Here is a 25,805-nt window from a genome sequence, read left to right as displayed (position 1 = left end):
CAAATGCTTAAAGTGGATAAGGCCATTTTAGACACAAATAGCGTAATTTGCGACAATATTTCTCGATTGGCTACGACTGATAGGGGACTCTTAAGCCAAAATGTTCTCAGTCAAGTTCGTAATTTTGTAGAATATGTTGCGATCAAAGTATGCTCTAATGATCTTGATGTCGATCCCAATGACTATAATTTAAATGTGCAGTCCTTGAAAAATGTGCAGCGCCGAGGTGATCTCCAATTCCTTTATAAATTTCATGAAATGCTACAGAAATCGGTATCGCATTATACCCTTGACAAGGATGGTTCAGAACGTCTTATGCTCAAATACTACGAGCATCTACTAAAAATTAAAATGTACCTGAAAAAGAATTTCGATTTTGAAGTGCTTGAAAACATTTGCGATTTTCCAATAAATACTGACGCAGAGCTTTCGAGTTATTTTACAAAAATTGCTGAAAGAATTGAAAATCCGAGTTCATGCAGTTACCCGGTAACTTATAATGATCGGTATTATGTGAAAAAAGTAAAACCGTTTTTCGTTGATCAGAGAATATATTATGAGATAACCTTCACTGCTGCAAATTCCAATGCAAGTAAATTCGATAGAGTGATTGCATTTACGAAACAAGAAATTGTTGATAACTATGCCGTGAAATTCTCGCTCCATACTGATACAATTCGTATTCTACACAAGAATATGACCATTCTCGTGATCGATGGATATAATGTATCAATTCGACCGTGTGAGTGGGATAATCTGTCTGAAATCTTTGGGCCAAGAGTGAGACATAGTACTAACTCCAATGAGTATAAAGAGCTGATGAGATACCTTTCAAGCGTCAAGATGTCTTTGACTGAGCTGGTGAGCAGCGACCAAACTTACTATGATTCTATAAAACATCAGGTTACAGCTGGTGTTCAATCGGTTAGTATTTACGAAATGCTTGATCAGTGTCGAAATATTATAGTCGGTAATAAGCAGGGTGCCAACATACTAAGATATTTGCTCTTAAGAATGAATAACCGTGTTATCAGATGGCAGTATTCAAATGAGAAATGCGGCCGTCTGTCGAATCTTTATTTGGATTATGGCTGTATTCCATTTGATGAGATGCCTTATTGCACATCGCTTCGAAGACATAACCCGAAAATATCTGATTTGTTTGCATCTATTCCCGTTTTCGGACATGAACACGAATTGTTTACTAGATACATTAAAAACAACACGGAAGTAGAGGAACAGCTATTTACACCAAAAAACAAAATTGATGGCTTCGAAAATATTGATAGGCTGGTTTTGAAATACAACTCTTCACTGTACTATAAACACATCGGACGTAGAATTGAAGAATATAAAAACCATCTCTACATCAAAAGTCATGTTGATGATAGCACTGTGATAATCAAAACACTACAGCAGCTAGCGACTACTGGCGTATCACAATATACGAGATCGGTTGATTCTTGGCTATCAAGAGAGGCATATACAATTGATGATAAGAGCAAGAAAGAGGCTCTTCGGCGGATGTTTTCAAAATCCCATGTTGCATTGATCTACGGATCTGCTGGCACTGGGAAATCTACGCTAATCAATCATATTTCTAATTTTTGGGCCAAGAAAGCGAAGATATACCTGGCCAACACGCATCCAGCTGTAGATAACATTCGCAGAAAAGTCACGGCTGGAAATAGCGAGTACCATACGATTGCAAAATTTCTTTCGAAACTGAACATTCGCCCGGAATGCGATATCCTCTTTATTGATGAGTGTAGTACCGTCAGCAATGAAGATATGCGACAGGTTTTAGAGAAAACAAACTTTAAACTGCTTGTCCTTGTTGGCGACATCTATCAGATTGAGTCTGTCTATTTCGGAAATTGGTTTAGTATTGCAAAAGAATTTGTACCTGAAACATCCATTTTTGAATTGAATAATCCATATCGTACAACTGACCAGAATTTGCTGACTGTCTGGGATCGAGTCCGCAAACTTGATGATGCAATTCTAGAACCATTAGTCAAGAACGGGTATGTGTCGAGATTGGACGAATCCATCTTTGAGCACGGCGCAGGCGATGAAATTGTTCTGTGTCTGAATTACGATGGACTTTATGGAATTAACAATATCAATAGATTTCTGCAAAATAGTAATCCTTCTAAGAGTATTTATTGGGGAATAAATACTTATAAAGTAGGCGATCCAATTTTATTTAATGAATCCAACGTTTTTTCTCCTTTGATTCACAATAATTCAAAAGGAAAAATTGTTGACATCCGCCCAGAACAGCAACAAATCTGGTTTGAAATCGAACTCGAAGAATCATTGAATGAGTTTGATGCTAGTGGATATGACTTTGAACTTATTGGAGAGTCTGAGTCGGGAAAGTCAGTTATTTCATTTTGTGTGAATAAATATCGAAGCACCGATGAGGATGATCAGGATAACGATTCTACTATTGTCCCATTCCAAATTGCGTATGCTGTCTCCATTCATAAAGCACAAGGACTAGAATATGATTCAGTTAAAATTGTGATTACAAATGAGACAGAGGAGAAAATCACACAAAATATTCTCTACACGGCTATTACTCGGGCTAAGAAAAAGCTGAAAATTTACTGGAGCCCTGAAACTGAAAAGTCTGTGCTTGAACGACTGGCAGTTAAAAACTTTGCAAAAGATGCGCACTTGTTGTCTCAACTTTCTTCGCTACCAATGATGAAATAAACCTCGTGAGGGGTAGGCCTTTCATTTCCAAATTCCTAATGCGGTTTTTCGAGATCTAGCAATACGAGTTAGGCTGTCAGCTTGTCAGTTGTGTCAATCATTCGATGTACTTGGATTCCTGTTTGACTTTGGAGCGCTACTCTCGGTCTCATCTCAAGATATTTCTTTCCCTCAATTTTCAAGTCAAGTGCAACGATGATAACGAATTCTTGATAGTGGTCTAGGCTGTTACGCCATGCATCGGTAGTAATCGCATGGGCGAAGATAGTTCAGAATACGTCTGGGACGATGGTTCAGTGCGGATTGGACTGCTTGAATTTCAACCAGGGTAATTGCTCTGAGAGACTTCCCTTTCGGGAAGAATTCCCTAAGCAGTCCATTGGCGTTCTCGTTTGTGCCACGCTCCCAAGGCGAGTACGGATGTGCGAAGTAAATCTGGGTTCCAACAATCTCTGATAACTTGGCAAACTCGGAACCATTGTCAAAAGTGATACTCTCAAATTCCTTGGCCCCGTAGTCGTCGATCGTGTCCTGCAAGGCTTTAAGGCAGGTGTCCGCATGATAGTCAGGAATCTTGACGATGATCTGAGTCCGGCTGTACCGTTCTGTGAGCGTCATTAATGCTGGCTCATCAGCTAAGCGAATACCTTTGACCAAGTCGCCTTCCCAATGTCCCACGCCTGTGCGGTCATTCACGGCCGCAGGACGCAACTCGATTGAGTCGCCGTATATCTTCTTATTCTTGCGCTTGTGGGCGTTCTTATAGCCTTTGATGCGGCGTCGGAGCTTCTTGGGAAGTGTCATGTTGTCTAGCTCAAGCAGCCCGGCGTCGATGTAGCGATACACAGTTGTCGTTGAAGGGCAAGCCTTGCCCTGGTCGCGATAGAAGTGTACGAAGCTATCAACGCTGTGTACGCGCGGCTTACGAGTAAGCTCCCTGGCGAGAGCCTTGAAGAACGCACGGCCGGTCTTAAGAAAGGCGTAGTGACCGGTTCTATCGCGTTTACGGTCGTGCATGGCTTGGGCAGTTTCCGCAAGATAGACTTGATGCGAGTGACGCTTCGAGTCGAGCTGAGTTACAGATCCACGCGTGATTTCTCGTGAGATTGTCGCTTTACTGCGATGAAGCTTCTGTGCAATCACGGTCGCGGTGTCACCAGCAGCCTGAAGGGCCTGAATTGTAGCACGGTCGCTAAAACTGAGTTGTTGGTAATGCTTGTGGGTGTTAGTCTGAGAGTGGGTCATGAAGATTCCTGCTTTCTTGTTTAGCTAGCACTAACAAGAATAGGTCTTCATGGCCTTTATGGTCTAGTCGTCAGGGTGTTGCACTTGAATTGTAAACTGGGGAGATATTTCTTTCGATTGTCTTGAATGCTACAGTGAACACATATGTACAGAATGAACGATAGAAAGGAGTACTAACATGACAGAACAACTCAAACGCAGCGAGGCCCCGGAGTCCCTGACCTGGAACCTGACCGCACTATTCCCCAACCAGGCCGCAATCTCGGTGGCAGTAACCGAAGTCTTGGCAAAGTCGCAGGCACTGTCGCAGATGGAGTCAATCTTCACCGCCGACCCCAAGCACTTCGCAGACACCCTGGCGGCGTACTACGCAGCCAGCGAACTGGTGGACCGCATGAACATATACGCCATGCTGGCGGTGGCCCAGGACACCACCGACCCGCAGGCCCAGCAGCTGGAGGCGACCGCGGATCAAGTTGCGACCGCGTTCGCGCAGGCGGTGGCCTGGCTGGAGCCGGCGATTGTGGCGTTGCCCGAGGTGAAGCTGGCTGAATTCGAGGCGGCCGAGCCGGCGCTGACGCAGTACCGCCACGCGCTGGCCGCCATTCGCACGCAGGTCGGCCACGTGCTGGCGCCGGGGGAGGAGCGCCTGCTCGCCGCGCTGGACACCACGATTGCGGCGCCCGAGGCGATTCAGTCCACGCTCGACGACGCGGACCTGGCCTTTGGCAGCATCGTTTTTGCTGGTAAAACGCAGCCGCTGACCAAGGGGTTGCAGTACCTGATCGCCGAGAACGGCACGCGCGACGAGCGGCGGCAGGCGTCCCTGCAGTTCGGGGAGGCGTACTACCAGCACCGCTTCACCTTCGCGCAGAGCCTGCAGGCGCACATGCACGCCCAGAACACGCTGGCGCAGCTGCGGCACTACGACTCGGCGCGGGCGATGGACTTGGGGCAAAATCGAATCCCGGAGGCGGTCTACGACACCCTGGTGGCGGAGACCCACGCGCACCTGGACCTGGCGCACCGCTACTACGCGCTGCGGAAAAAGGCGCTGGGCCTAGATGTGATGTACGGGTACGACCTGTCGGTGCCGCTGACCGGCGGCAAGCCGCCGTTTGCGCCGACGTACGAGGAGGCGAAGACGACGACGCTGGCCGCGCTGGCACCGCTCGGCCGCGACTACCGGGACCACCTGGAAGACGAGTTAGCGCACCGCTGGGTCGATGTGCTGGAGACCAGGGGGAAGACCTCCGGCGGTTTCGAGGACGCGGCGTACGGCGTGCACCCGTACATTTTGCTCAACTGGACCGACAGCTTCGATGCCATGAGCACGCTGGCGCACGAGTCGGGCCACGCGATGCAAAGCGTGTACTCGGACGCCAATCAGCCGTACTGGGACGCGCAGTACCCGATTTTCACCGCCGAGGTCGCATCGACCACCAACGAGAGCCTGCTCAACGCCTACCTGTTGGACCAGTCCCAAGCCGACCGGGACAAGCTGATCTACCTGCTGAGCAGCGAGGTGGAGGACTTCCTGGGCACGTTTTACGCTCAGGTGCGCTTCGCGGAGTTCGAGCAGTTCATGTACGAGACAGAGGCCAGCGGCCAGCCGCTGACGGTGGAGACGCTGACCGCCAAGTGGGACGAGCTGGAGGCCGCCTACTACGGGCCGAGCGTTACGCCGACGGGCTGGCCCCATGCGCAGTGGGCCAGAATTCCGCACTTCTTCTACGACTACTACATGTACCAGTACGCGACGTCCAAGGCGGTGGCGACGACCCTGGCCCGGCGCATCCTGACCGAGGGCGCGCCGGCGGTGGCTGCGTACAAGGACTTCCTGAAGGCCGGCAACTCGGACACGCCGGTGAAGCTGCTGAAGCGCGCCGGTGTCGATGTCACCAAGCCGGAATACTTGGAGACGGCGTTCGCGCAGGTCGAGTTGCGGCTGGATCAGCTCGAGGCGCTGCTCAAGGCGTAGGGCGGTGAATTGAAAAAGGGCGCGTCGGTGATCGGCATCCTCGGTTGCCGGCGCGCCCTTCGCGTGGCGGCATCGCTCGCCGAGGCGGACCTGCCCGATTCTCGCGAATGTGGCTAGTGCATATGGCAAACTATGCGCCGTGGGGTGGTGCGAACCCAGGCACAGTGCAGGTTTTCGGCGCCCGGGTGAATATGTCCTGCACGCGGCCATATCCAGTCCGTCGGAGCCGATGCCGTCACGGCGCGGGTTCGGGCGATTGCTTGCGCATAGTTGTGAATAGGCACTAGCCGTCTTTCGATTTTTCGCGTGAAGGGCGCCGCGCGCGCGACGGCCGCTTGCGAAGCGCGGGCGTTGGCGGTAGAGTGGAGGCGACGATGACGGAGCTGTCGCGAATGGAGGGCGAACGATGAGTCGAGCAAAACGCAAGCGTAAGAACGCGATGAAGCGGCGGGCGGCGCAGCGCCCTGGGACGCTGACGCTGGATGAGGCCAAGCGCGCGGTCGATCGCGCCATAGTGAATCTGCAGCCGCAGCTCAACGCGATGGCCGAGCAGCTGGTGCAGCAGGCAATCCGGAACGCGGCCGCGAGCCAGGACGACGCGGCGGACTTGGCGCCGATGACAGACTTCGAGGGCACCGACGACGATGAGACGGATGAGGACACCTTGGCCGCCGACCGTGACGACGACGCCTTTCCGGGCGAGAACGAGGATTCCGACGCCTGGCTCGAGGACGAGCAGATGGCGTACGGCGACGACTGGGACGGCCTCGGCGACGGGGATGACGACCGGTTGTAGCCCGGCGCGGCCAGCACAGTTGAAGACTGATTGAGGCGGGGAGTCGCGCATTTGCGCGGCTCCTCTTTTGTGGTTGCATAAAAGTGATGTTGAAAGCTCGCTCGAGGGCCGGCACTATGATGAGTCTTCGGACGACAATTGGCCGATTAGTCGCTTCAAGGGGCTGGCGTGGTACGCGTACATTGTGAATTATTTCTCGCAATATTCATGCAGTTTTTAATAATAATGGAATTGCATACGCTTCTGGTCACTTGTTCTTTACTATATCCAGGCCCTTTAATATACTTAACCTATTGATTTAGAAAAAATTGGGGGCTGGACACATGGCGGATTACGAGCGAGTCAGGGCGGTCGCGTACCTCGACGTTGAGAACAGCAGTCGCTACCGGCGCATCATGCATTTTTGTTACACCCAGAATCTTAGCGTGCGGGCGGCGCTGTACCGCGATGAGCTGCTCGAGGGCGTGCGGGCGCAGGGGTTGACCGATTACACGGATGAGCAGCTGGAGGCCGATCTGAACTACTTGGTGGCCAACGGCAATCTGACCCGGCGCCAGGAGATGAACCAGGCGCGCAGCATCGAGGAGTTCAAGAACAAGCATTTTCGCTATCAAATCACCGCGGCCAGCATCGCCATTGAGCACCTGATGGCTCACCTACCACAGGAGGACGCGGAATCCGGCGACCTGAACGCCCATCTTTTCGAACGGCTGCTCAAGCTGTTGACGCCGCTGGCTACCCTGCACGAGGTGGATCTTGCGGATCAGTGGCAGCAGGTGATGGGGCTGTTCGAGGAGCTTCAGCAGGGGGCCGCGCTGTATGTTAACTACCTGACGTCGGTTCAGATGGATCAGATGCTTCAAACGCGCGAATTTCTGGGCTACAAGGCCGAGTTTGTCCATTACCTGCAGGTGTTCATTCGTAAGATGCAGCAGAGCGCTGCGGAGATCCAGGAGACGATTCGCAGTCTGCCGTCGTCGATGCTAGAAGAGGTTGCAGCGGAACTGCTGCGGCAGAAAACGACCCAGCCGAGTTTCGAGGCTGCGGACGAGGCCGACCTCGCGGCATCGGTTCACAACCAGTGGCAGGCCCTGCACCGGTGGTTTTTTGACACGGGATCGCGGCCGAGTGAGTATCACAACCTGATTCAGCAGACCACAAGCGCCCTGGATCGCATTACCCGGGTGATTCAGTCACTGACCGCGAACTTGCAGCAACAACGCAGTCGGGCCAAGGACTACCGTCAGCTCGTGCAGTGGTTCCTTGAGATTGCGGAGGGACCGGATGTGGAAGCGGAGAAGCTCCAGGCAGCCAATCAGCTGGCCGCGGCCTTTCTCAGCTTCGACAAAACCTTGCACATCCAGGCCCCGAAGGCGGATGCCCAGGGTACAATGACGGACCTCTGGACGCTCAAGTTGAGTCCGACCCAGCTGACGTCGAAGAGTCGTGCCAACCGCAGGCGGGTGGCGGTCAAGCCGTTCAAGCGCGACCGGGCGGCGTCGGCGGCGGTTGCCAAGCAGTACCGCGAGGAGCAGGCCGCCTACAAGGCACTGTGGATTCGCTACTTGGATGACGGCAAGCTGAGGCTCAGCGACCACGCAAGTCTACCGCGGGCGATGCGCCGCGACCTGCTGCGTTACATCTCGCAGGCGCTGATGGCGCTGGCCGAGAATCGCGTGATTCTGGCGACAGAGAATCCCGGTGCGTACACGCTGATTCGCCGCAACTTCCTTGACCTTCGCCGGTTGTGCCTGGAGAACCTGGGGCTTGAGCTGATTCAGCACCCCGATTTCTACAAGCTGGAGAAGCTGATGGCACGGCCGCGCGGCTTCATGACGGTGAACGGTCTGACACAGCCGATGGACTTCGTATTCATGACCGCGATCTTAACGTACACGGAGACGCTCGGGGCTGATCAGCCGTTCCTGCTGTCGGAGATGGTGACCGCGCTGAATGAAATCATGGCGCGCGCGGTGGACTGGACTCAGTTCGCTCAGCGACGCAGCCTGGTGCGCGTGCTCAATGTGATGACGCAGCTGAATCTGCTGACCCGCCTCGATGGAGAACTGGCCGGATACGAGAGCAGTGGCCTGGAGGTCCTACTGATGGCGACGACCTATTCGACCTACTTTCTGGCGCGCGAGGTGGACGACCTCGGCGGTTTTCCCGACTGGCACGCTGCGGTGGCGAACCGCACCGAGCTGACCACCCGGCAGCAGGTGCTGCAGGAGCTCCTGTTCACACCGGGGCTCTGTCGGACGCCCGAGACGGTGCCGCTGTTCACCTACATGCGCAATCAGGCCGCGTCCCTGCACCAATTTTTGGCTCAGTACACAGAATTTGCGTTCGAGCTGACCAAAAACGTGGCGATGTTGACGCTGTCGGAGCGCCGAGCGGGATTCGGCCAGCTCCCTGGTGGCAGGAACATTGATGATCTGCTGATGGTGATGGGGCACAAGCTGCGAGCGTCCGCTTGGGAGCCGGACGAGTTCGGCCAGATTCGCCTGACGCGGGCGCAGTGGGTCGCGATGGTCGGCGAGCAGACGGCCATCAATCATGACTGGCTGGCCAAGAGCGATCGCGAGCGGTCGGTCAAGGAAATGAGTGAGTTGCTACTGGCGCAGGCGCTGTCGGCGGGGATGGTGCGGACGACCGAGACCGCGGTGATCATCACGCCGCTGTTTGGGCGGCTGGATGGGACGTACGGGGCAAAGGAGACAAGCAATGAGTAAATTCGTGTTAAATCGCATGGGGCTGGTCAACTTCTGGTATTACCCCGAGATGGTGTTCGAGCTCAGCGACGGCCACATGCTGCTGCGCGGTCACAATGCATCGGGCAAATCAGTCACGATGCAGAGCCTGCTGCCTGTGCTTTTGGATGGGGTGACGAGCGCTCAACGAATGGACTCGTTCGGGAGTCGGGACCGCAAGATGGCCGACCTGCTGCTCGGAGAGTACGACGCCAACCACAAAGAGGAGGCCGTGGGCTACCTGTGGGCGGAGTACCGCAACGGGGCGCAGTACCTGACGACGGGGCTGGGGCTCCACGCCCGGCGCGGTGGGGATCTGACCCGGTGGTTTTTCGCCGTTGAAGATGGGCGGCGCATCGGTCAAGAGCTTCGGCTGACAACCAACGACACCGGCGACAGCGCGGCGCCGCTGCCGAAACGGGCGCTGCGCCGTGCGATGCAGACCGGTGGCCGATTCTTCGAGCACCAGCACGACTACGCCGAGTACGTCCGGACGCACGTATTCGGCTTCGAAAGCGTTGAGGACTTCGACGATGCCATTCGGCTGATGATTAACCTCCGCAGCCCGAAGCTTAACAGCGACTTCAAACCCGAGGTGTTGGAGGCCATTCTGACCGAATCGCTGCCCAGCCTGAAGGTCGATAACGTGCAGGCGAGCGCCCAGACCCTCAAGCAGATTGAGGCGATCAACAAGAACGTCGAGAACAATCAAAACGAGTTGCAGGAGCTCAAGCCGCTGATGAACGCCTACGCCAAGTATCAAAATGCCCAGCTGGCCAAGGTGGTCGCGCAGACGGCGCGGGCACAGCGCGAGGCCAAGGCCGCCCAGGCGCAGGTGACGCGCCTGGCTGACGAGCAGGGGTCCTTGATGGCCACGATGGCGGCCGCTAAGGCGCGTTTGGCGACCATTGAGGCCGATCAGCAGGCCGCCTTCACCCAGCGGGAGCGCCTGGAGCACTCCGCCGGGTTCGATCTTGCGGACGAGGCGGCCAAGCTGGCGGCGGCACTGGCCAAAGCGACCAGCCAGCGGGATGCGCTGCGTCAGCGGGTGATCAAGGCAGAGACCAAACTGCGCAGCGCACAGGCGGCGGTGGCGGCCGCTGTGAAGGAATTGGACGCCAAGCAGGCAGCGTTGGCAACGCTGCGGCAGTCAGCCGATGACTTCGCAGCGAAGGCCGGCTTTACCGCCGAGCATGTGCTCTTGGTTGCCGGTGAAGAACCGGAAAGTCGCGTGGCGTTCGCGACCGTTGATGACCGGATCACGCCGTACCGACAGCACCTTGAGGCGGTCATCGAGCTGTTCGTCACACTTGATGAGTTGGGGCGTGAGGTCACGCGCCTGAATGAGGCGTTGGAGAAGGCCAATGCGGAGCTGGATCGACTGAAGCGTGAGCAGTTTAACTGGCAGGCGCAGTACGATGACGAGCTGGATCGACTCAAGCGCCTTCTTTTGACCCAGCGCGATTCCTGGACCGCGGCGGTGGCGCCGGAGGTAATCGGTGAAGTGCAGCGGAACATGGATCATCTGTACACCGCCGAGATGCCGGAGTGGTCTCTGGCGCTTCGCCCGCTGCATGCGGCGTTTGAGGCCGCTCAGCAGGCGCTGATCGCTGAGCGGCATGAGCAGCAGGCGCGAAAGGCTCAGGCCGAAAAAGAGATTGACCGGCTCCTGGTCGAGCAGGCAGCAATCCGCAAGGCGCCGTACCCCGTTCCGGAGCGACTGCCGCGGGTGGCGACGGCACGGCAGTCCGAAAATGGCCATCCGCTGTACCAGCTGGTTGATTTTCGCGCCGCCGTTGACGAAACCACGCGTGATGCGCTGGAAGGGGCGCTGCTCACCAGCGGAGTTCTGGACGCACTTGTTGTCACGGATGGGCGCCTTGTCTGGGGTGATCAGACCCTGAGCGCGCAACCGGTGATGTTTGCCGAGACGCTCGCGGACTACCTGCAGCCGGACCTTGACGAGGCCGATGTACTGCTTCAGTCGCAGGTTGAAAACCTGCTGCAGACGGTGCAGGTCAGCGGCGCGGCGCTTGGGCAAGGTGAGCTCGGCGTCGCCACCGTCAGTCTGACCGGCGACTTCAACATCGGTGTGCTGACCGGCCACGGCCCTGCGGCTTATCAGGCGCAGTTCATCGGGGCCTCGGCGCAGGCGCGCACGCGTCAGCGTCAGATTGAGGCGCTTCAAGCGCAGATCGACGGCCTGGCGACGACGGTGGGGGAGCTGAACACGACAATCGACGCACTGAATACCCAGCACGAGCAGATTGCGGCCGACCGGGAGCATCTGCCGGTGGACGATGACCTGAGCGGGTTGAACCGGGAGCTTCTGGATACCGACCGCAAAATGGCCGACGTTCGCCGACAACAGCGTGACCTGAGTCAGCGGCTGGGGCAGGCGCAGGCGAACCAGCAAGCGTCGCAGATCAAGCAGCGTCGTCTGATGAGCCAAGATGCCCTTGCGCAGACGGCGCAGGCTTACCGCGATGCCCGGATCGCGTTGTCGGCCTACCGTGATACGATGCGGGACTTGGACGCTGGCTGGCGCAACCTGGCCACCCAGCAGCAGCTTTTGGCGGCACAGCGAGCAGGGGCAAGCGATGCGGCCGAGACGCTCGAGTCCACTACTCGCCAGGCGCAAGACGCCGAGGCGACGGTGACCACGGTGACGGCCTCGGTCACCGCCAATCAGCAGTTGCTGGACGCGGCGGGTGATTTGGCCGAGATTCGCGCGCAGATTACCGCGCTGCGTCAGCGCGAACAGGCACTGCAGCGGGAGCAGAAGCAGCAGACCGAAAGTTATACTGAGGCGGACAAGCGGCTGGCGGTGACCCAAGCCGACCTGAAACGGGCAGAGGAGGCGCAAAACGACTCACAGCGCCTTGCAGATCTGTTCCTGGGAACGCAGGCGGCTGCCGTGAAGGCGGCCGGCGGGGACGACGCACTAGCAGCGGCACGTCAAGCAAGCGTACCGAGCGACGAGGAGTTGACGACGCTGCTGGACCGGGCGGGGAAGCAATTCAATCTGCACAGCGGGGTCCTGATGGATTTTCGCCCGCAACAGGTGACCCGGCCGTTCATCGAGAGTCCCGACTGGGCGACGCATTCCGAGTTGCCGGAAATTGCAGCCTGGCGCACCCAGAGCAATCAGCGCATGGTGATTGAGGCGATGATCGACAATCTGTACCAGCTGCTGGGCGCGCTGAAGGCCCTGCTGACCGATCAGGTTGAAAGTGATCGACTGGCCATGCAGCGCAGCGAGGAGCAGTTGTTCAAGACCATCATTTTCGAAAGCCTTGGCAACGTCATTCGGCAGAAAATCACCAGCGCGGAAGGTTGGGTAGCGCGCATGAACCAGGTGCTGGCGGAGCAGGAGAACAACTCCGAGCTCAAGCTGCACATCGCGTGGCAGATTAAGCCCCGCGACGACTTCAGCGACGCCACCACCCAGGAGATTGTCCGGCTGTTTCGCAAGGATGCCCGCCTGCTGACCGAGGCGGACACGCAGAAGCTTCAGCGCTTCTTGGCCGCACAGATCAGCGACCGTCAGAAGGCCTACGCCGCGATCGATGCGCAGCCGCAGATGCCGGTGGTGCTGCAGGAGGCGCTTGACTACCGGAACTGGTTTGAATTTCACCTGTTTTTCTCCAAGGCCGGACGCGAGCGCAGGCCGCTGACCGATAAGGTGTTCAACCAGTTCTCCGGCGGGGAAAAGGCGGTGACGATGTACACGCCGCTGCTTGTGGCGATGTACTCGCGCTACCAGAACGCGGGGCCGAGCGCGCCGTACATCATCACGCTTGACGAGGCGTTCGCCGGCATCGACGACCGCAACATCAGTGAGTTATTCAAGACCATCGATCGCTTAGGCTTCAATTACGTGATGAATTCCCAGTTTCTCCAAGGCGAGTACGCGACGGTGCCAAGCCTTAATACCTACGAGCTGCTCCACCGACAGGGCAGCGACTTGGTCACGGCGATTAAGACTCACTGGAACGGTAAGCAGAGCAGCATGCCAGCGGACGGCGACAATGATCGGATGGAGGTGAACGACGATGGCAACACTGAGTGACGCACGGGCGTACTTCCAAAGCGCGCCTGCGCTCCAGGCGTTGATGGCGGCGCTGGCTAAGCGCTATCGTCAGTACGGTGAGTTCAAGGGTAAGGTGGCCAAGGCGAGCCTGAACCCGGCTGAACCGGTCATGAGTTTCCTAGGGGTCAGTGCGACCGAGTGGACGGCGAGCAAAACCCTGGATGTCGCGCTGGTGCTACGGGCCTACGACAGCACCGCCTTCGCTACGCTGCCGCTGACTGCGGTAGTGGCTGCGGTCACGGGCAAACCGCTGATTACGAATGAGGCTGCGCGCGTCGTCGCGCAGAGTGCTCGGGCAGCGTTCGATGATGAGGCGCGGCGAACCGCGCCACACGTGGCAGAGTTACTGAGGGACGGTCAGCTGGGCCATTATTATCGCTCGGGTGAGCTGGCCCTACTTCGGCAGGGTGAGGCGGTGTGGCAGCACCTGCCAACACAGCCAACCGCGCTGCCCCTGTTCGCCTACCAGCAGACAGGCAATCCGCACGCCCTCGATCGTGACCGACCGCTGGGGGCGCTGCTCCTGAAGCTGCTTGCCGCCAGCGCTGATCGGCCGGTTGAGACCGCGGCAGATCAGTTCGAGCGTTACCTGCAGGTCAACCTGGTCCCAGACAGTGTGCTGAACTTCGTCACGGTGCAGAACCTGACCGCCGATTCGACGTTGTTTGAGGCGGCAGCTGCCGAACGGCTCGTCTGGAACGTGCCCATGATGAGTCTGCTGCCATTGGCGTCGGTGCGTCCGGTGGTGGGATCAAAGGTGTTCCTGATCGAAAACTCCAGTGTGTTCGCGATTTTGAGCGCGAGGTTTCCCGCGCTGCCGATGGTCATGACCAGCGGTCAGTACAGTGCGGCCGTCTGGGCGCTCCTTGCGCGGCTGCCGGAATCTTCGACCATCTATTACGCCAGTGATCTTGACGCCGCCGGGCTCGGGATGGCGAACCGCCTGTGGCACCGCTACCCGCACCGCGTCCGCTTTTTCGGCATGGCGGTTGCGGACCTGGAGGCGGCAGACCAATCAAGTCCAATCGACGTGGCGACTCAGATTATCGAGCTCAAAAACATCACCGCGCCGCCGCTGCTTGCGGTGCGGCACGCGATGGTGATGGAACGCCGGAAGGTCTTTCAGGAAGCCATTATTGCGCGGCTGGCGGCTGAAATTGAGCGGATTAACGGGAGTCAAGCGGACTGATCGGACCAAGTCTTGTCGGGTATTGGAGCGGAAACCGGCGAGCACCGGTTGCAGAGGGGGGGCTGAGCACCGGTACAGAATCGTGCTTGTGTTTGAAATAATTGGAAGCGATTGAACCAATCCTGAAGCGGCAAACAAATGGCGGATTGAGGTGAATCGTCGGACTAGACCTTAAAAGAAGCGTGAGAAGTCCGTCGTAACACGCAACCAGATTCTGGTTGTGCGCTTGCAAAGTGAGGAGAAGTGTCAGTTTACTCTTGACATCGAATGCTCACGCGCTATTATGTAGTTAAATAAGATCGTATGTATCAAGAGCGTTGGTAGTGGCTATGCACTGTGACCAACCGGCAGCGTACCGAAAGGCAACGTGCCCCACCATAGACGGATGCAGATCAGCCTCGGAGGGTCGTGCATTTAGTGTACGACCTTTTTTAATTCTTTGGGGGTGATGAAGTGACACAACGAGTGCGTGAGACTTCTAGATTGACGTGGCAGGATTATCTGAAAGAGCGGTATGGCGGGCGACTCATCGCGGATTCCGTCATTCAGGTGCAGGCGGGCTTGGCGGAGGCGCTCAAGGCGGGGCGAATTGTGAAGGACCCGATCCTTGGGTACAAAGGTCTGGCCTTTCGAGAAGCGCTGGAAGCGAACGGCTTCCTCTGCAACCTCAAAAATGCGGTGCCGACGAGAGCGTGTCCGATGACGCCATCAGTGAAGAACAATCCAGCGCCAGTGAAGAACAATCCGTTACCCGTGAAGAAAGATGCGACACCAGTGGATGATTTTGATCCCAATCAGGTGATCGCGGACATCGACGCCGGAACGCTTGACACCATTCACATCCAGCGCGGATTTGCTGATAATACGGCGATGGTGGCGGAGTACCAGCAAAGCCGGGATCGGAGCCAAGCGGTCTACGAGAATCTCTTTATCGCCAATCAGGGGCTGGTGCGAAAAGTCGCATTGAGGTACGTTAGGCAGGCGAGTCGCACCTGCCTCACCCTTGATGATCTGATCGGGTATGGGAATGAGGGCCTGATCAAGGCAATCGAAAAATTTGACCCGAAAATGGGCGTATCATTATCCACCTACGCCACGGAATGGATTCGGCAGTCAATCACCCGACATATCGCCGATGACGGGTCGATGATCCGGCTTCCGGTGCACCTTGTTGAGAAGATTAACAAGATGACTAGGCTCGAGCAGAGTCAGCTTAAAGACTTGGGGAAGATCAACGTTGACGAAATTTGCGCAGCGCTAGAAATCGACCTGGACAAGTATCACGACTACCAGCGCCTGATCTACCAGTTTCGCAGCGCGGCCTCGCTGAACAAGCTGATCGAGGCGGATGGCGAGGGGGGTACAGAGCTCGGCGACTTCATCGTGACCGACTTCAGCGGAGGGCTCGCGCCTGCCATTGATCCGGAGACAGAGGCGCTGAACGAGTCCGCGCGGCAAAGCATCCACGGGTTATTGACCGCGTACCTCACACCGCGCCAGGCGCAAGTCATTGACATGCGCTTTGGTTTTGAGGACGATCAGACCCACACGCTCGAAGAAGTTGGTCAACAGATGGGCGTGACCCGTGAGCGGATTCGGCAGATTGAATCCAAAGCGTTGAGGCGCTTGAAGCGTAAGATGGACAGAGACGGTAAGGAGGACTATACGATTGAGTAAGTTGGACATTAACACAACAATTGCGGCACGCGGTTATGACACACCCGACAGTGTCGTTGTCATGAAGGGCTTTGCGCCCGATTCCTTAGCGGCGTTACCAAACAAGCTGAGCAGCCTGCCTGTCGGGGCCGGCATCGATGAGATTGCCCAGCAATCCAGCAGTGACTATGCGAAGTGGATGGTCGCACTTCAGGGCGGTCACTGGTGCTGGCTCACCTTCGAGGAATTTCTCCAAGTGAACGCCGCCGGGTGGAGCGTGCCACTTTTTGGAGACAAGCGGGTGCTTGTTCTCGAGAATAATCTGTACCCGCGCCTGCAGCCTCTGTATACGCCCTTTGACCACGTTGACGAAGCCTATCAGTCGCTGTCTCAGAATGATGCTGAGGATCTTCCCGATGAGCTTGCGTCGCTGGCCGACGTTTTCTATCGGTTTTACGAGCAGATCGACCGATTGGATGGGACATATTATGTCCGGTGCGCCGAGGTTCCCAAAGACTCGCGACTGAAAATTCAGACGCAACCGCTGTGGACGGCGGCCGAACTCGACGTAGTGCCGGTCTCAATTCTGGAGGAGCCTGCGGAAGCGTCGGTCTTTAATCTCGAGTCCTCCGAGAGTGATTTTCAGCACTTTATGACTCAGCTTGTCCAGGCCCCCGTGCATGATTTGAAGGTTGCCTTCACGACCAAGCTTGAAGACAGCTCCCAAAGCGAAGAGCGGTTGAAACAACTGCGGGTCCTGGTGAAGCTTGGGTTTGCGAGCCGCATCACCGGCTATCGCCAGATTCCGGTTTTGCGCCCCGTTCAGAACGAAGCGGCCTACCTGGCAATTCTGAAAGAGAACTGGCACTACGACGGTTTTCGCCCGTTGAAGATGTACAAGGATCCTGATTCTGGCGCCAATACAACCATCGAGGTCTCACAGGCCCGCATCATCGAGGATATTGTGGATCAGGCGGAAGTCGCACTGAAGGGCAAAGTGCCGCGTGACGTGTTCATCACCGCCTCGACCGGCGCCGGGAAGTCCGTCATGTTCCAGATTCCGGCCCTGTACCTCCTTGCCAAGCATCCCGCAGAACGACCGCTGACGATTATCATTTCGCCGTTGATTGGGTTAATGACGGACCAGGTCGACAGTATGATGGCGCACGGCATCCAGAATGCCCGCACGATTAACTCGGCCTTGGCGCCCAGCGAGAAGGAGGAGATTGTTCAACAGATCAAGAACAACGAGATTGACCTGCTCTACCTGTCGCCGGAGACGCTTCAAAACCAGGCGGATATCACCCAAATCATCGGCGATCGGCACATCGGGATGGTGATTGTGGACGAGGCGCACACCGTTGTGACCTGGGGGAAGAGCTTCCGCGCGGATTACTGGTACCTCGGCCTGTACCTGCAGAAGCTGCGCAAGGCGCAGCATTTCCCGATTGTCACCTTCACAGCAACCGCCACAGTCGGGGGTACGAGCGATATGTTCCGGGACATTCGCGACAGCCTCAACATGATCGACCCGATTCGCTACATCGGCTATGTCAAGCGCGACGACATCGACATGCAGATTACGCAGCTCAATCCTTTGAAGGGCAGGGATAGCCTCGAGGTGAAGGCCACCATTCTCGAGAAGCGCATGCGGATCTGGCTTCGTAACGGTGAAAAAACGTTAATCTATTTTCCGACGGTGAAGCTGTTAAACGCGGTGAAGCGTGCAATCTCGGAAACGCCGAAGCTTGGCGACCAGAGTCGGGCCTACTACGGCAATATGACAGCGCCTGATAAGCTCAACAGTCTGAATGACTTTAAGGACGGCAAGGCACTGTTCATGTTTGCTACGAAGGCATTCGGGATGGGCATTGATATCCCGGACATTAAGAACGTCTACCACTACGCCCCAACCGGTGATGTGGTTGACTACGTTCAGGAAATCGGCCGTGTGGCACGCAAGCATGAGTTGGTGCCGCGCGGGAATGCCGTCTTCGATTTTCTGAAGCCGGATGACTTCAAGTACGTCAAGCAGCTGCACGGCATGTCCACTATCAAAACCTGGCAGCTCAAGGATGCCATGAAGAAGATTTTGGAGCTGTACAAGCAAAATCGCGGCAGCCGCAACCTCGTGATCAGCGCGGAGGACTTCAAGTACGTCCTCGATCTTGATGACGATAAAGACAACCAGGCAGACAACAAGCTGAAAATCATTCTGTTGATGCTCGAGAAGGACTTCGCCTCCAACGGGACGTACAACTACGCACCATTCGTTGCGCGACCAAAGTCAGTCTTTGGCAAGGAGCTTGTGCTCGTGCGGCGCGAGGAGGCCGCGCACCTGCTTCAATCGAAACTCGGGCCATACCTCGATATGGTTCGGGAGGCCCAAGAAGGCTTTCCGACAGTGTACAGCCTGCGGATGGCAGACTTTTGGCGGCACGTGGATCGCAAGAACAGTTATCCAAATTTCAAACGGCAAATCTTCGACCAGAAGGAACGCGCCCAAAAGCCGATGTTGAAGGTGTTTGATCGACTCGATTTTGCCACCCAAATTGACGTGACCTGGTCCGATTACGACGGCTTGAACGCCGCAAAAGCGGCTTCTAGTCGCGTCCAAACGGTCCTGCGTGACATCCTTTCCGAGTATGCATACTCGGGCAGTCAACTGCGGGCTGATGTACTGGCGAGCGCACTTAAACAGCGGGTATCGGAAGTCAAATCCGAGACCGAGGCGCTGACGGTCGTCGCGAGCTTCATCAATCTGTGTGATGTTTACGAAAAACACACAAAGAACGCCATCATCTCGCGTCGCATTAAGGCCAGCGCTGACCAAATCAGGGTGACGCGAACATTTTCAAACCTGTTTGACAAGATCCGTGAGCTCAACGCGCAACTCTTTGAGGAGCAGCCAAATCGCCGCCTCACACTGAAAGATAAAGAACTTACGCTGTTTTACAAGCGCACTTTCGGTTCTAATAAATCCGAGCGGTATGAGTTAATGCTCGCCTACGTCGGTTTCCTGGAGAGTCTCGGCCTGATTACTTTCTCGACCCGCAGCGGCGGTGACGCGCAAATCTACGTCCGCATTAACAACACGTACCGAATGGAACAGGCCATCAAAAACCCGAAGTACAAAAATGATATTTTATCGAAAATTACGCGCGATTACTGGCAGAACGTGGCAATGCTGGAGTACCTCTTCACGCATAAAGGCCAGGGAAACGATAAAGCCGAGGTGGCGGCGGATTACACCGAGTTCTTCTGGAATCGCGTGGAAGACTTTTTCCTGGGCCACATCCCTGAAGAGGTCAAGCGGGCCGAGGAGACACTGGCCAAGGCAAAACCCGGTAAGCAGTAAACAGTGCGCTGACTTTTGAAGGGCGAATGATTAGTCGAGCATAACGCATGCGCAACAACGTGATGAGGCGTCGGGCGGCGCAGTGCTCTGGGACGTTGACGCTGGACGAGTGCATGCACAACGGCTGATCGCGCCGTTGCGAACTTGTAGCCTCAGCTCAACGCGATGGCAGAGCAGTTGGTGCAGCAGGCGCTCGAAAACGCGGCCGACCAGAACGACGCAGCGGACCTTGCGCCGATGAACTGGATAGTGAGGATGACGACCGGCAGTAGCCCGGCCCGGCAAGCACAGTTGAAGACTGATTGAGGCGGGGAGTCGCGCAGATGCGCGGCTCCTCTTTGCGTCGCCTCGGCCCCGAAAAAACTTTCGGCCGTCTGTTGACAGCCAAACTACTCGGCGTTATTATGTACCGGTACTTAGCGTTGACGAATAGCTAAGCAGACCGCACAGAATGAGGAACGCAAAACAGAGAAGAGATGGCGGAGCCGGCCGTGCCGGCCCGCGCGAAGGAGCGATCACATGAGCAACGTGTTTAATGGTGTGAACCAGATGGTGAAGGACAAGAAGCGGTACCGGCAGTTCCTGAGGGACGTCAAGGCGCTGCCGCCGGCGTACGCCGAGACGCTGCTGGCGCTGCAGGCCTACCTGTGGAATTTTGCCCGCAGCGGGGGAATCATCGTGCCCCTGGAGGAGATGCTGCGAATGTTTCAGGAAAGCGCGGCGGAGCAGGTGCCGGTCGCGCAGCTGGTGGGCGGCGACCCGGTCGCGTTCGCCGACAACATCATGGCCCAGTACCCCGACGAGCTGTGGCTGATTAAGTACCAGAACCGGCTGCGCGCGGCCGTGAAGGAGGCAGAGCAACATGAACGCGATTGAAGTGCATGGCGTTAAGAAAAATTTCGGCAAGCTGGCGGTGCTCAAGGGCATCGACCTGACCGTCGCACAGGGTGAAATCTTCACGCTGCTGGGGGAGAACGGCGCGGGCAAAAGCACGCTGATCAACATCCTCGCGACGCTGTCCAAGGCGGACGGCGGCGAGGTTCGGGTCCTCGGCCTGGACCCGGTGCGCGACGGCAACAAGGTGCGCGAGTTGATCAGCCTGAACGCGCAGGAGACGACGTTCGACGAGGAGTTCACGGGCAGCGACAACCTGCGCCTGATCGCGCAGCTGCGGGGCATTCCCAATGCCGCGGCGACCATCGCGGACGTCACGGCGCGCCTGGACCTCGGCTCCTTTCTGGCGCGCAAGGTCAAGACGTACTCGGGCGGCATGAAGCGCCGGCTGGACTTGGCGATGTCGCTTCTGGGCAAGCCCAAGCTGATTTTCCTCGACGAGCCGACCACCGGCGTCGACCCGAAGAACCGCCTGGCGCTGTGGCAGCTGATTCGCGAGATCCGAGACGCCGGCACCACGGTGTTTCTGACCACGCAGTACCTGGACGAGGCGGACGCGCTGTCCGACCACATCGCGTTCATCAAGGACGGCGTGATTGTGAAAAACGGCACGCCGGCGGAGATCAAGCGGCGGCTCACCACGACCTACACGCTGCAGGCGGCCGACGGGCAGGGCGCCCGCGCCCGCCAGGCGCTGACCGCCGGCGGGGTCGCGTTTGCCGACAAGGCCGACGCGCTTTCGCTGGATGAGGCGAACGCCGCGCGGGGGCTTGAGGTGTTGACTGTGGATGGCATCACCGTCGCGCACTACAACCGCGACGAGGCCGACCTCGAATCCGTGTTTTTGGCCGTCAACGGCATGGAGTGAATCATGCAAGTCATTAAGCAATTGAACGTCTTGACCGCGCGGATCGTGCGGCAGAACCTGACCAACGCGGACACGCTGATCACCGTGATCGCCATGCCGGTGTTCATGCTGCTGTTCTTCGTCTTCGTGCTCGGCGGCAACATCGCCATCGCCGGCACCGCCGGCGGGGCCGGCGCCTATCTGCGCTATGCGCTGCCCGGCTTTCTTCTATTAACCATGGCGATGGGGTCGGCCTACACGTCGCTGCGCATTAACAACGACCGCACCTCGGGCTTTCTCAGTCGCCTGCACTCGCTGCCGATCCACCGCTGGGTGATCCTCGGCTCCCACGTGCTGGCGTCCGTGATCTTCATGGTGCTGGCCGAGGTCGTGGTGATGGTGGTCGGCATCGCGGTGGGCTACCGCGTCCACGCGTCCTTCGGAGCCTTCCTGGCTTTCTTCGGCCTGTCGCTGCTGTTCGGCCTAGCCATCACGCTCTTGGCGATTCCGTTCTCGCTAAAGGCCGACAACTACGCCTCGGCCGGCGGCTTCTCCTATGTGCTGCTGATGCTGCTGTTCGTCAGCTCGGCTTTGATGCCGACGCGCGGCATGGCCAAGGCGGTGCAGGTCTTCGCCGACAACCAGCCGATGACGCCGATTGTGAATGTGGCGCGCGGGCTACTCGATTCGGGCGTCAGCGTCGGCGGCAACACAATCTGGATTGCGCTGGCCTGGCTGATCGGCGGAATCGTCGTGTGCGGGGTCGCCGCGTACCGGGTGTACGCGCGGATGTACTTGGGGAAATAGCGATACTGCTTTGGTCCTCGTTTAGAGAACTCTGACTAACTGGGGTTCTCTTTTTGTCTGTCTGATTTAGCGGACCTGTGATGTATTTCATTGGGTACTCTTTCACGGCCAATCGTGTGACACGTCTTTCGCAGTTACGGAATAAACGGCATAATAGGGTGTGAACAGCCTACAGCTATCGGGGGCAGCACGAATGCCCGGGACGTGAATCCGTTGCTTTGCTGAATACTTATGTTGAGGGAGTTAATCCAGATGTCAGAGCTTTCGCAAAAGAACTTTACCCTAACGATTACCGCAGAGAAAACCGTGTCGACGGACTCACGCTTCACGATGGCAAACCTATCGCTGGGTGACAACTATAAACCGTTGGACGTGTACTACAAGCCTAATGAGGGTGAGATTGAATATCGCCGCTATGCCAAAGGCGAGTGGCGTAGCACGAATCAGACGCTTCCTCGTCTGGCATGTCAGGTTTTTGAGGAGCAGTTGCTCGGTCTGTCGACTGAAGAACGGCTCAACTTTCCTGTGTGTCAGTACCGACCAGAGTCAGATGTTATCCGCGGGATTTTTGAGAGTGTTGAAGCATTTAAGCAGTATCGTAACTCGATTGAGTCGGTTGTCTATCGATATGACGTTGACAAGCAAATGGTTTTCTATTGCTGGAACATCTTTTCTACCGTTGTATTCGTCTCGGAATGCTTGAAGCGATTTGGGCATCAAGGCGATAGCTTTGTTCTCACCTACACAGAAAAGGAAAAGAGGGACCAAGGACTGCCAGGTGCGCAGGAATTCAACGATGACGCTGAACAAAAGCAGGGCGTGACGTATAACAACCCGTATTCGGAGTCGTTGCTTCAGGCGAAGAACATCATCTTTCGCGGTGCTCCCGGAACCGGGAAGTCGTATCTGGCTAGAGAGATTGCTACCGACATTATTAGCCACGGCGAATTCGATGACTACACTCAGCTCACGGATCAGCAAAAGCAGCAGGTGGAGTTCGTCCAATTCCACCCGAGTTATGATTATTCGGATTTCGTTGAAGGCTTGCGTCCGACAACAAGCGAGGATGGCGCCATGTCGTTCGAGCTGCAGGACGGGGTATTTAAGCGCTTTGTTGCTCGTGCACAGCGCAATCTAGACAACTCTCGCAAATCTCCGGAGACCATTTCCAGGGAAGTCACGACTCAAGAGATGATTGACACCTATTTTGAAAATGTCGAGTTGGGTGTTGATCAACTTCAGACGTTGAAAGGAACAAAATTCGTCATCTCCGGCTTTGATGAGAAGCATATCAACATCTCGATTCCGGAGAACCAGGTGTCCAACAAGCTGAAACTGAACATTAATGAGTTGCGAACGATGCTGGAGTCGGATCAGACCTTCACACAGGTCAAAGAAGTCGTTCATCTCTTCAACAAGACCAACGCGACTCAGAATTTCTCCTACGATCTTGCACTCTACGCAGACATCAGGGCGAAAATGACGAATGTTGCCAGCACCGTCGTTGAACCCGAGTCGATGAAACCCTATGTCTTTATCATTGACGAAATCAACCGTGGTGAGATTTCTAAGATTTTTGGCGAGTTATTCTTTTCAATTGATCCCGAGTACCGTGGCCCAGCTGGAGAGGTGTCGACGCAGTACGCCAATCTTCATGAAAACCCAAGCGAGAAGTTCTCGATCCCGGAGAATGTGTTTATTATTGGGACGATGAACGACATTGACCGGTCGGTTGATACGTTCGACTTTGCAATGCGACGGCGTTTTCGCTTCATCGAAATTAAGGCGGATGATCGTCTGGAGATGCTGGATTGCCTCGGCGAAGAGCTGAAGATGAAGGCAGTCTCACGAATGACGGCACTCAATCAGGCAATCTCTGACGTCGATGAGTTGAACGACAACTATCACGTTGGGGCCTCGTATTTCTTGAAGTTGCAGGAAGTCTCGTTTGCTCAGCTATGGACCGACTATCTCGCACCCTTGCTTCGCGATTATGTGCGAGGCATGTACGACGAGGATGAGATTATGGGGACATTCCGTAAGGCGTACAATGCCTCACCGGCGGACAATCCAACCAAGGAACCAAGCGATGCAGCTCAGGGATAACACGCGGTATAAACAGGCAGAGCTGGACGGCATTCCAAATGTTGTGAAATCAGTTGCTGACAAGACGCTACTACAGCTGGAGCGGGAAGGTCTTCTGGTTTTCCCACCCGTGGTCAGTCATTCCAATGGATTGACCGAAGATCAGATGATTCTCCAGCACGTCAACTCGGAATACCGGACGAGCAACGTGATGGGGTTTCTCGGCCATGGGCAAGAACGTCTCACGATTGCGTCGCGCTTCTCGAGTGGTGCAAAGGACTTTTTCTTTGAGTATCTTTTGGCTCAGATATTCGATTTTCCGAGTGTTGTGGCGCTGGACAGCGATGTCGGACGAGACCGGCAGCTTCTTCAAATCGTGCAGTTCATGTTCCCCCAATATCTTAAGTCGGCCATGCGCAAGGGTCTGTTCAAGGCCTACGTGAATCGACAGTATAATGACCTGACCGTAAAGGGGGTAATTGACATTGCCCGCCACATTCAAGTCAACACACCCTTCATCGGCAAAATTGCGTCTAATCAGCGGGAATTCTCGTTCGATAATCAGCTGATGGAGTTGGTAAGGCACACGATTGAACTTCTGAAGCAGATGCGCTACGGCGAGATGATTCTGCAGCCGGTGAGTGCCGAGGTGAGGGCCGTGATCAACGCCACGCCGGGGTATCAATCGGCCAGTCGGCGGAAGGTGATTGAGGTCAATGAGAAGCAACCCGTTCGCCATGCTTACTATGCCGAATACCAGGCGCTACAGCGACTGTGCCTCTTCATTCTGAAGAACAGGAAGCAGGCACTCGGGGGCAGCACTCAGCACGTGCGTGGCATCCTGTTTGACGGTGCCTGGCTTTGGGAGGAGTACGTCAACCAATTAATTCACGGGGCCTTCTTTCACCCGATGAACAAGCGTAAGAGCGGCGCGCAGAAGCTCTTTTCAACGCTGTCCGGGAGTAAGGTTGGGTTGATCTATCCCGACTTCATCAGTCGATGTGCACATCCGCGCGTAATCGCGGACACTAAGTATAAGCCGTGCGCAAATATTGGCAATCGTGACTATCTTCAGCTGCTGGCCTATATGTTTCGATTCGATGCGAAACGGGGCTTCTACCTCTATCCCGAACAAGACCAGCAGGAAGCGCTCGTGTTGCAGCTGAATCAGGGTTCTACATACGAGCAGGATGTCATCGGTCGTGAGGGCGTGGACGTCACAAAGCTGGGATTGAGGATACCGGTGGTGACGCCCGAGCTCGGTTATGATGATTTCGTCAGCCTGATGCACGTCAGCGAACAGAGCTTCGTGGATAGGCTGCTTGCGGCAACCAACTGAAGTGGTGTGACAACCTTGTTCAAGACGCTGATGAGCTGGGC

Annotated in this window: 14 protein-coding genes; 13 read left to right on the top strand and 1 reads right to left on the bottom strand. The window is 56.0% G+C overall.

Annotated features, from left to right (window positions below; translation table 11 throughout):
* Positions 1-3: 3 nt before the first annotated feature.
* On the top strand, positions 4-2,724 hold the full coding sequence (locus tag LE416_RS06535; RefSeq protein WP_225047659.1) for an ATP-dependent DNA helicase: 2,721 nt from the start codon (positions 4-6) through the stop codon (positions 2,722-2,724).
* 228 nt (positions 2,725-2,952) lie between these two features.
* On the opposite strand, the gene LE416_RS06530 is transcribed toward LE416_RS06535, so the two are convergent.
* Positions 2,953-3,969 carry an IS30 family transposase gene (locus tag LE416_RS06530; protein WP_215649482.1) on the bottom strand — a complete coding sequence of 339 codons (1,017 nt, stop codon included), beginning with the start codon at positions 3,967-3,969 and terminating at the stop codon, positions 2,953-2,955.
* Positions 3,970-4,147: 178 nt separating this feature from the next.
* On the opposite strand from LE416_RS06530, the gene pepF reads away from it, so the two are divergent.
* From pepF to LE416_RS06470, 12 genes are all read left to right on the top strand, one after another.
* On the top strand, positions 4,148-5,950 hold the full coding sequence (gene pepF / locus LE416_RS06525; RefSeq protein WP_225047658.1) for an oligoendopeptidase F: 1,803 nt from the start codon (positions 4,148-4,150) through the stop codon (positions 5,948-5,950).
* A 406-nt stretch (positions 5,951-6,356) separates the two neighbouring features.
* A complete protein-coding gene (locus tag LE416_RS06520) occupies positions 6,357-6,746 on the top strand; it encodes a hypothetical protein (RefSeq protein ID WP_225047657.1) in 390 nt (129 codons plus the stop codon).
* Between the two features lie 323 nt (positions 6,747-7,069).
* Positions 7,070-9,478 (top strand): TIGR02677 family protein, encoded by a 2,409-nt coding sequence (locus LE416_RS06515; RefSeq protein ID WP_225047656.1) that lies wholly within the window; start codon positions 7,070-7,072, stop codon positions 9,476-9,478.
* Positions 9,471-13,568 (top strand): TIGR02680 family protein, encoded by a 4,098-nt coding sequence (locus LE416_RS06510; RefSeq protein WP_225047655.1) that lies wholly within the window; start codon positions 9,471-9,473, stop codon positions 13,566-13,568. The genes LE416_RS06515 and LE416_RS06510 overlap by 8 nt, the downstream gene beginning before the upstream one ends.
* On the top strand, positions 13,552-14,778 hold the full coding sequence (locus tag LE416_RS06505) for a TIGR02679 domain-containing protein (protein WP_225047654.1): 1,227 nt from the start codon (positions 13,552-13,554) through the stop codon (positions 14,776-14,778). Before LE416_RS06510 ends, LE416_RS06505 begins: the two co-directional genes overlap by 17 nt.
* A gap of 483 nt (positions 14,779-15,261) precedes the next feature.
* Positions 15,262-16,455, top strand: coding sequence for a sigma-70 family RNA polymerase sigma factor (locus LE416_RS06500; RefSeq protein ID WP_225047653.1), 1,194 nt, complete (start codon positions 15,262-15,264; stop codon positions 16,453-16,455).
* Positions 16,448-19,792, top strand: coding sequence for a DEAD/DEAH box helicase (locus LE416_RS06495; protein WP_225047652.1), 3,345 nt, complete (start codon positions 16,448-16,450; stop codon positions 19,790-19,792). The genes LE416_RS06500 and LE416_RS06495 overlap by 8 nt, the downstream gene beginning before the upstream one ends.
* Before the next feature lie 519 nt (positions 19,793-20,311).
* The gene (locus LE416_RS06490) at positions 20,312-20,668 is read left to right on the top strand and encodes a DUF1048 domain-containing protein (RefSeq protein ID WP_225047651.1); all 357 of its coding nucleotides are present in this window, start codon (positions 20,312-20,314) and stop codon (positions 20,666-20,668) included.
* On the top strand, positions 20,655-21,554 hold the full coding sequence (locus tag LE416_RS06485; protein WP_225047650.1) for an ABC transporter ATP-binding protein: 900 nt from the start codon (positions 20,655-20,657) through the stop codon (positions 21,552-21,554). The genes LE416_RS06490 and LE416_RS06485 overlap by 14 nt, the downstream gene beginning before the upstream one ends.
* A gap of 3 nt (positions 21,555-21,557) precedes the next feature.
* Positions 21,558-22,340, top strand: a complete 783-nt coding sequence (locus LE416_RS06480; RefSeq protein ID WP_225047649.1) for an ABC transporter permease — start codon at positions 21,558-21,560, stop codon at positions 22,338-22,340.
* A 252-nt stretch (positions 22,341-22,592) separates the two neighbouring features.
* Entirely contained in the window at positions 22,593-24,446 is a 1,854-nt protein-coding gene (locus LE416_RS06475) for an McrB family protein (protein WP_225047648.1), read from the top strand.
* Positions 24,430-25,764 carry an McrC family protein gene (locus LE416_RS06470; protein ID WP_225047647.1) on the top strand — a complete coding sequence of 445 codons (1,335 nt, stop codon included), beginning with the start codon at positions 24,430-24,432 and terminating at the stop codon, positions 25,762-25,764. The genes LE416_RS06475 and LE416_RS06470 overlap by 17 nt, the downstream gene beginning before the upstream one ends.
* The last annotated feature ends 41 nt before the right edge of the window (positions 25,765-25,805 follow it).

The organism is Lacticaseibacillus kribbianus, from assembly GCF_020180945.1.
GTDB classification, from domain to species: domain Bacteria; phylum Bacillota; class Bacilli; order Lactobacillales; family Lactobacillaceae; genus Lacticaseibacillus; species Lacticaseibacillus kribbianus.
This window is presented reverse-complemented; position numbering and strand designations above follow the sequence as displayed.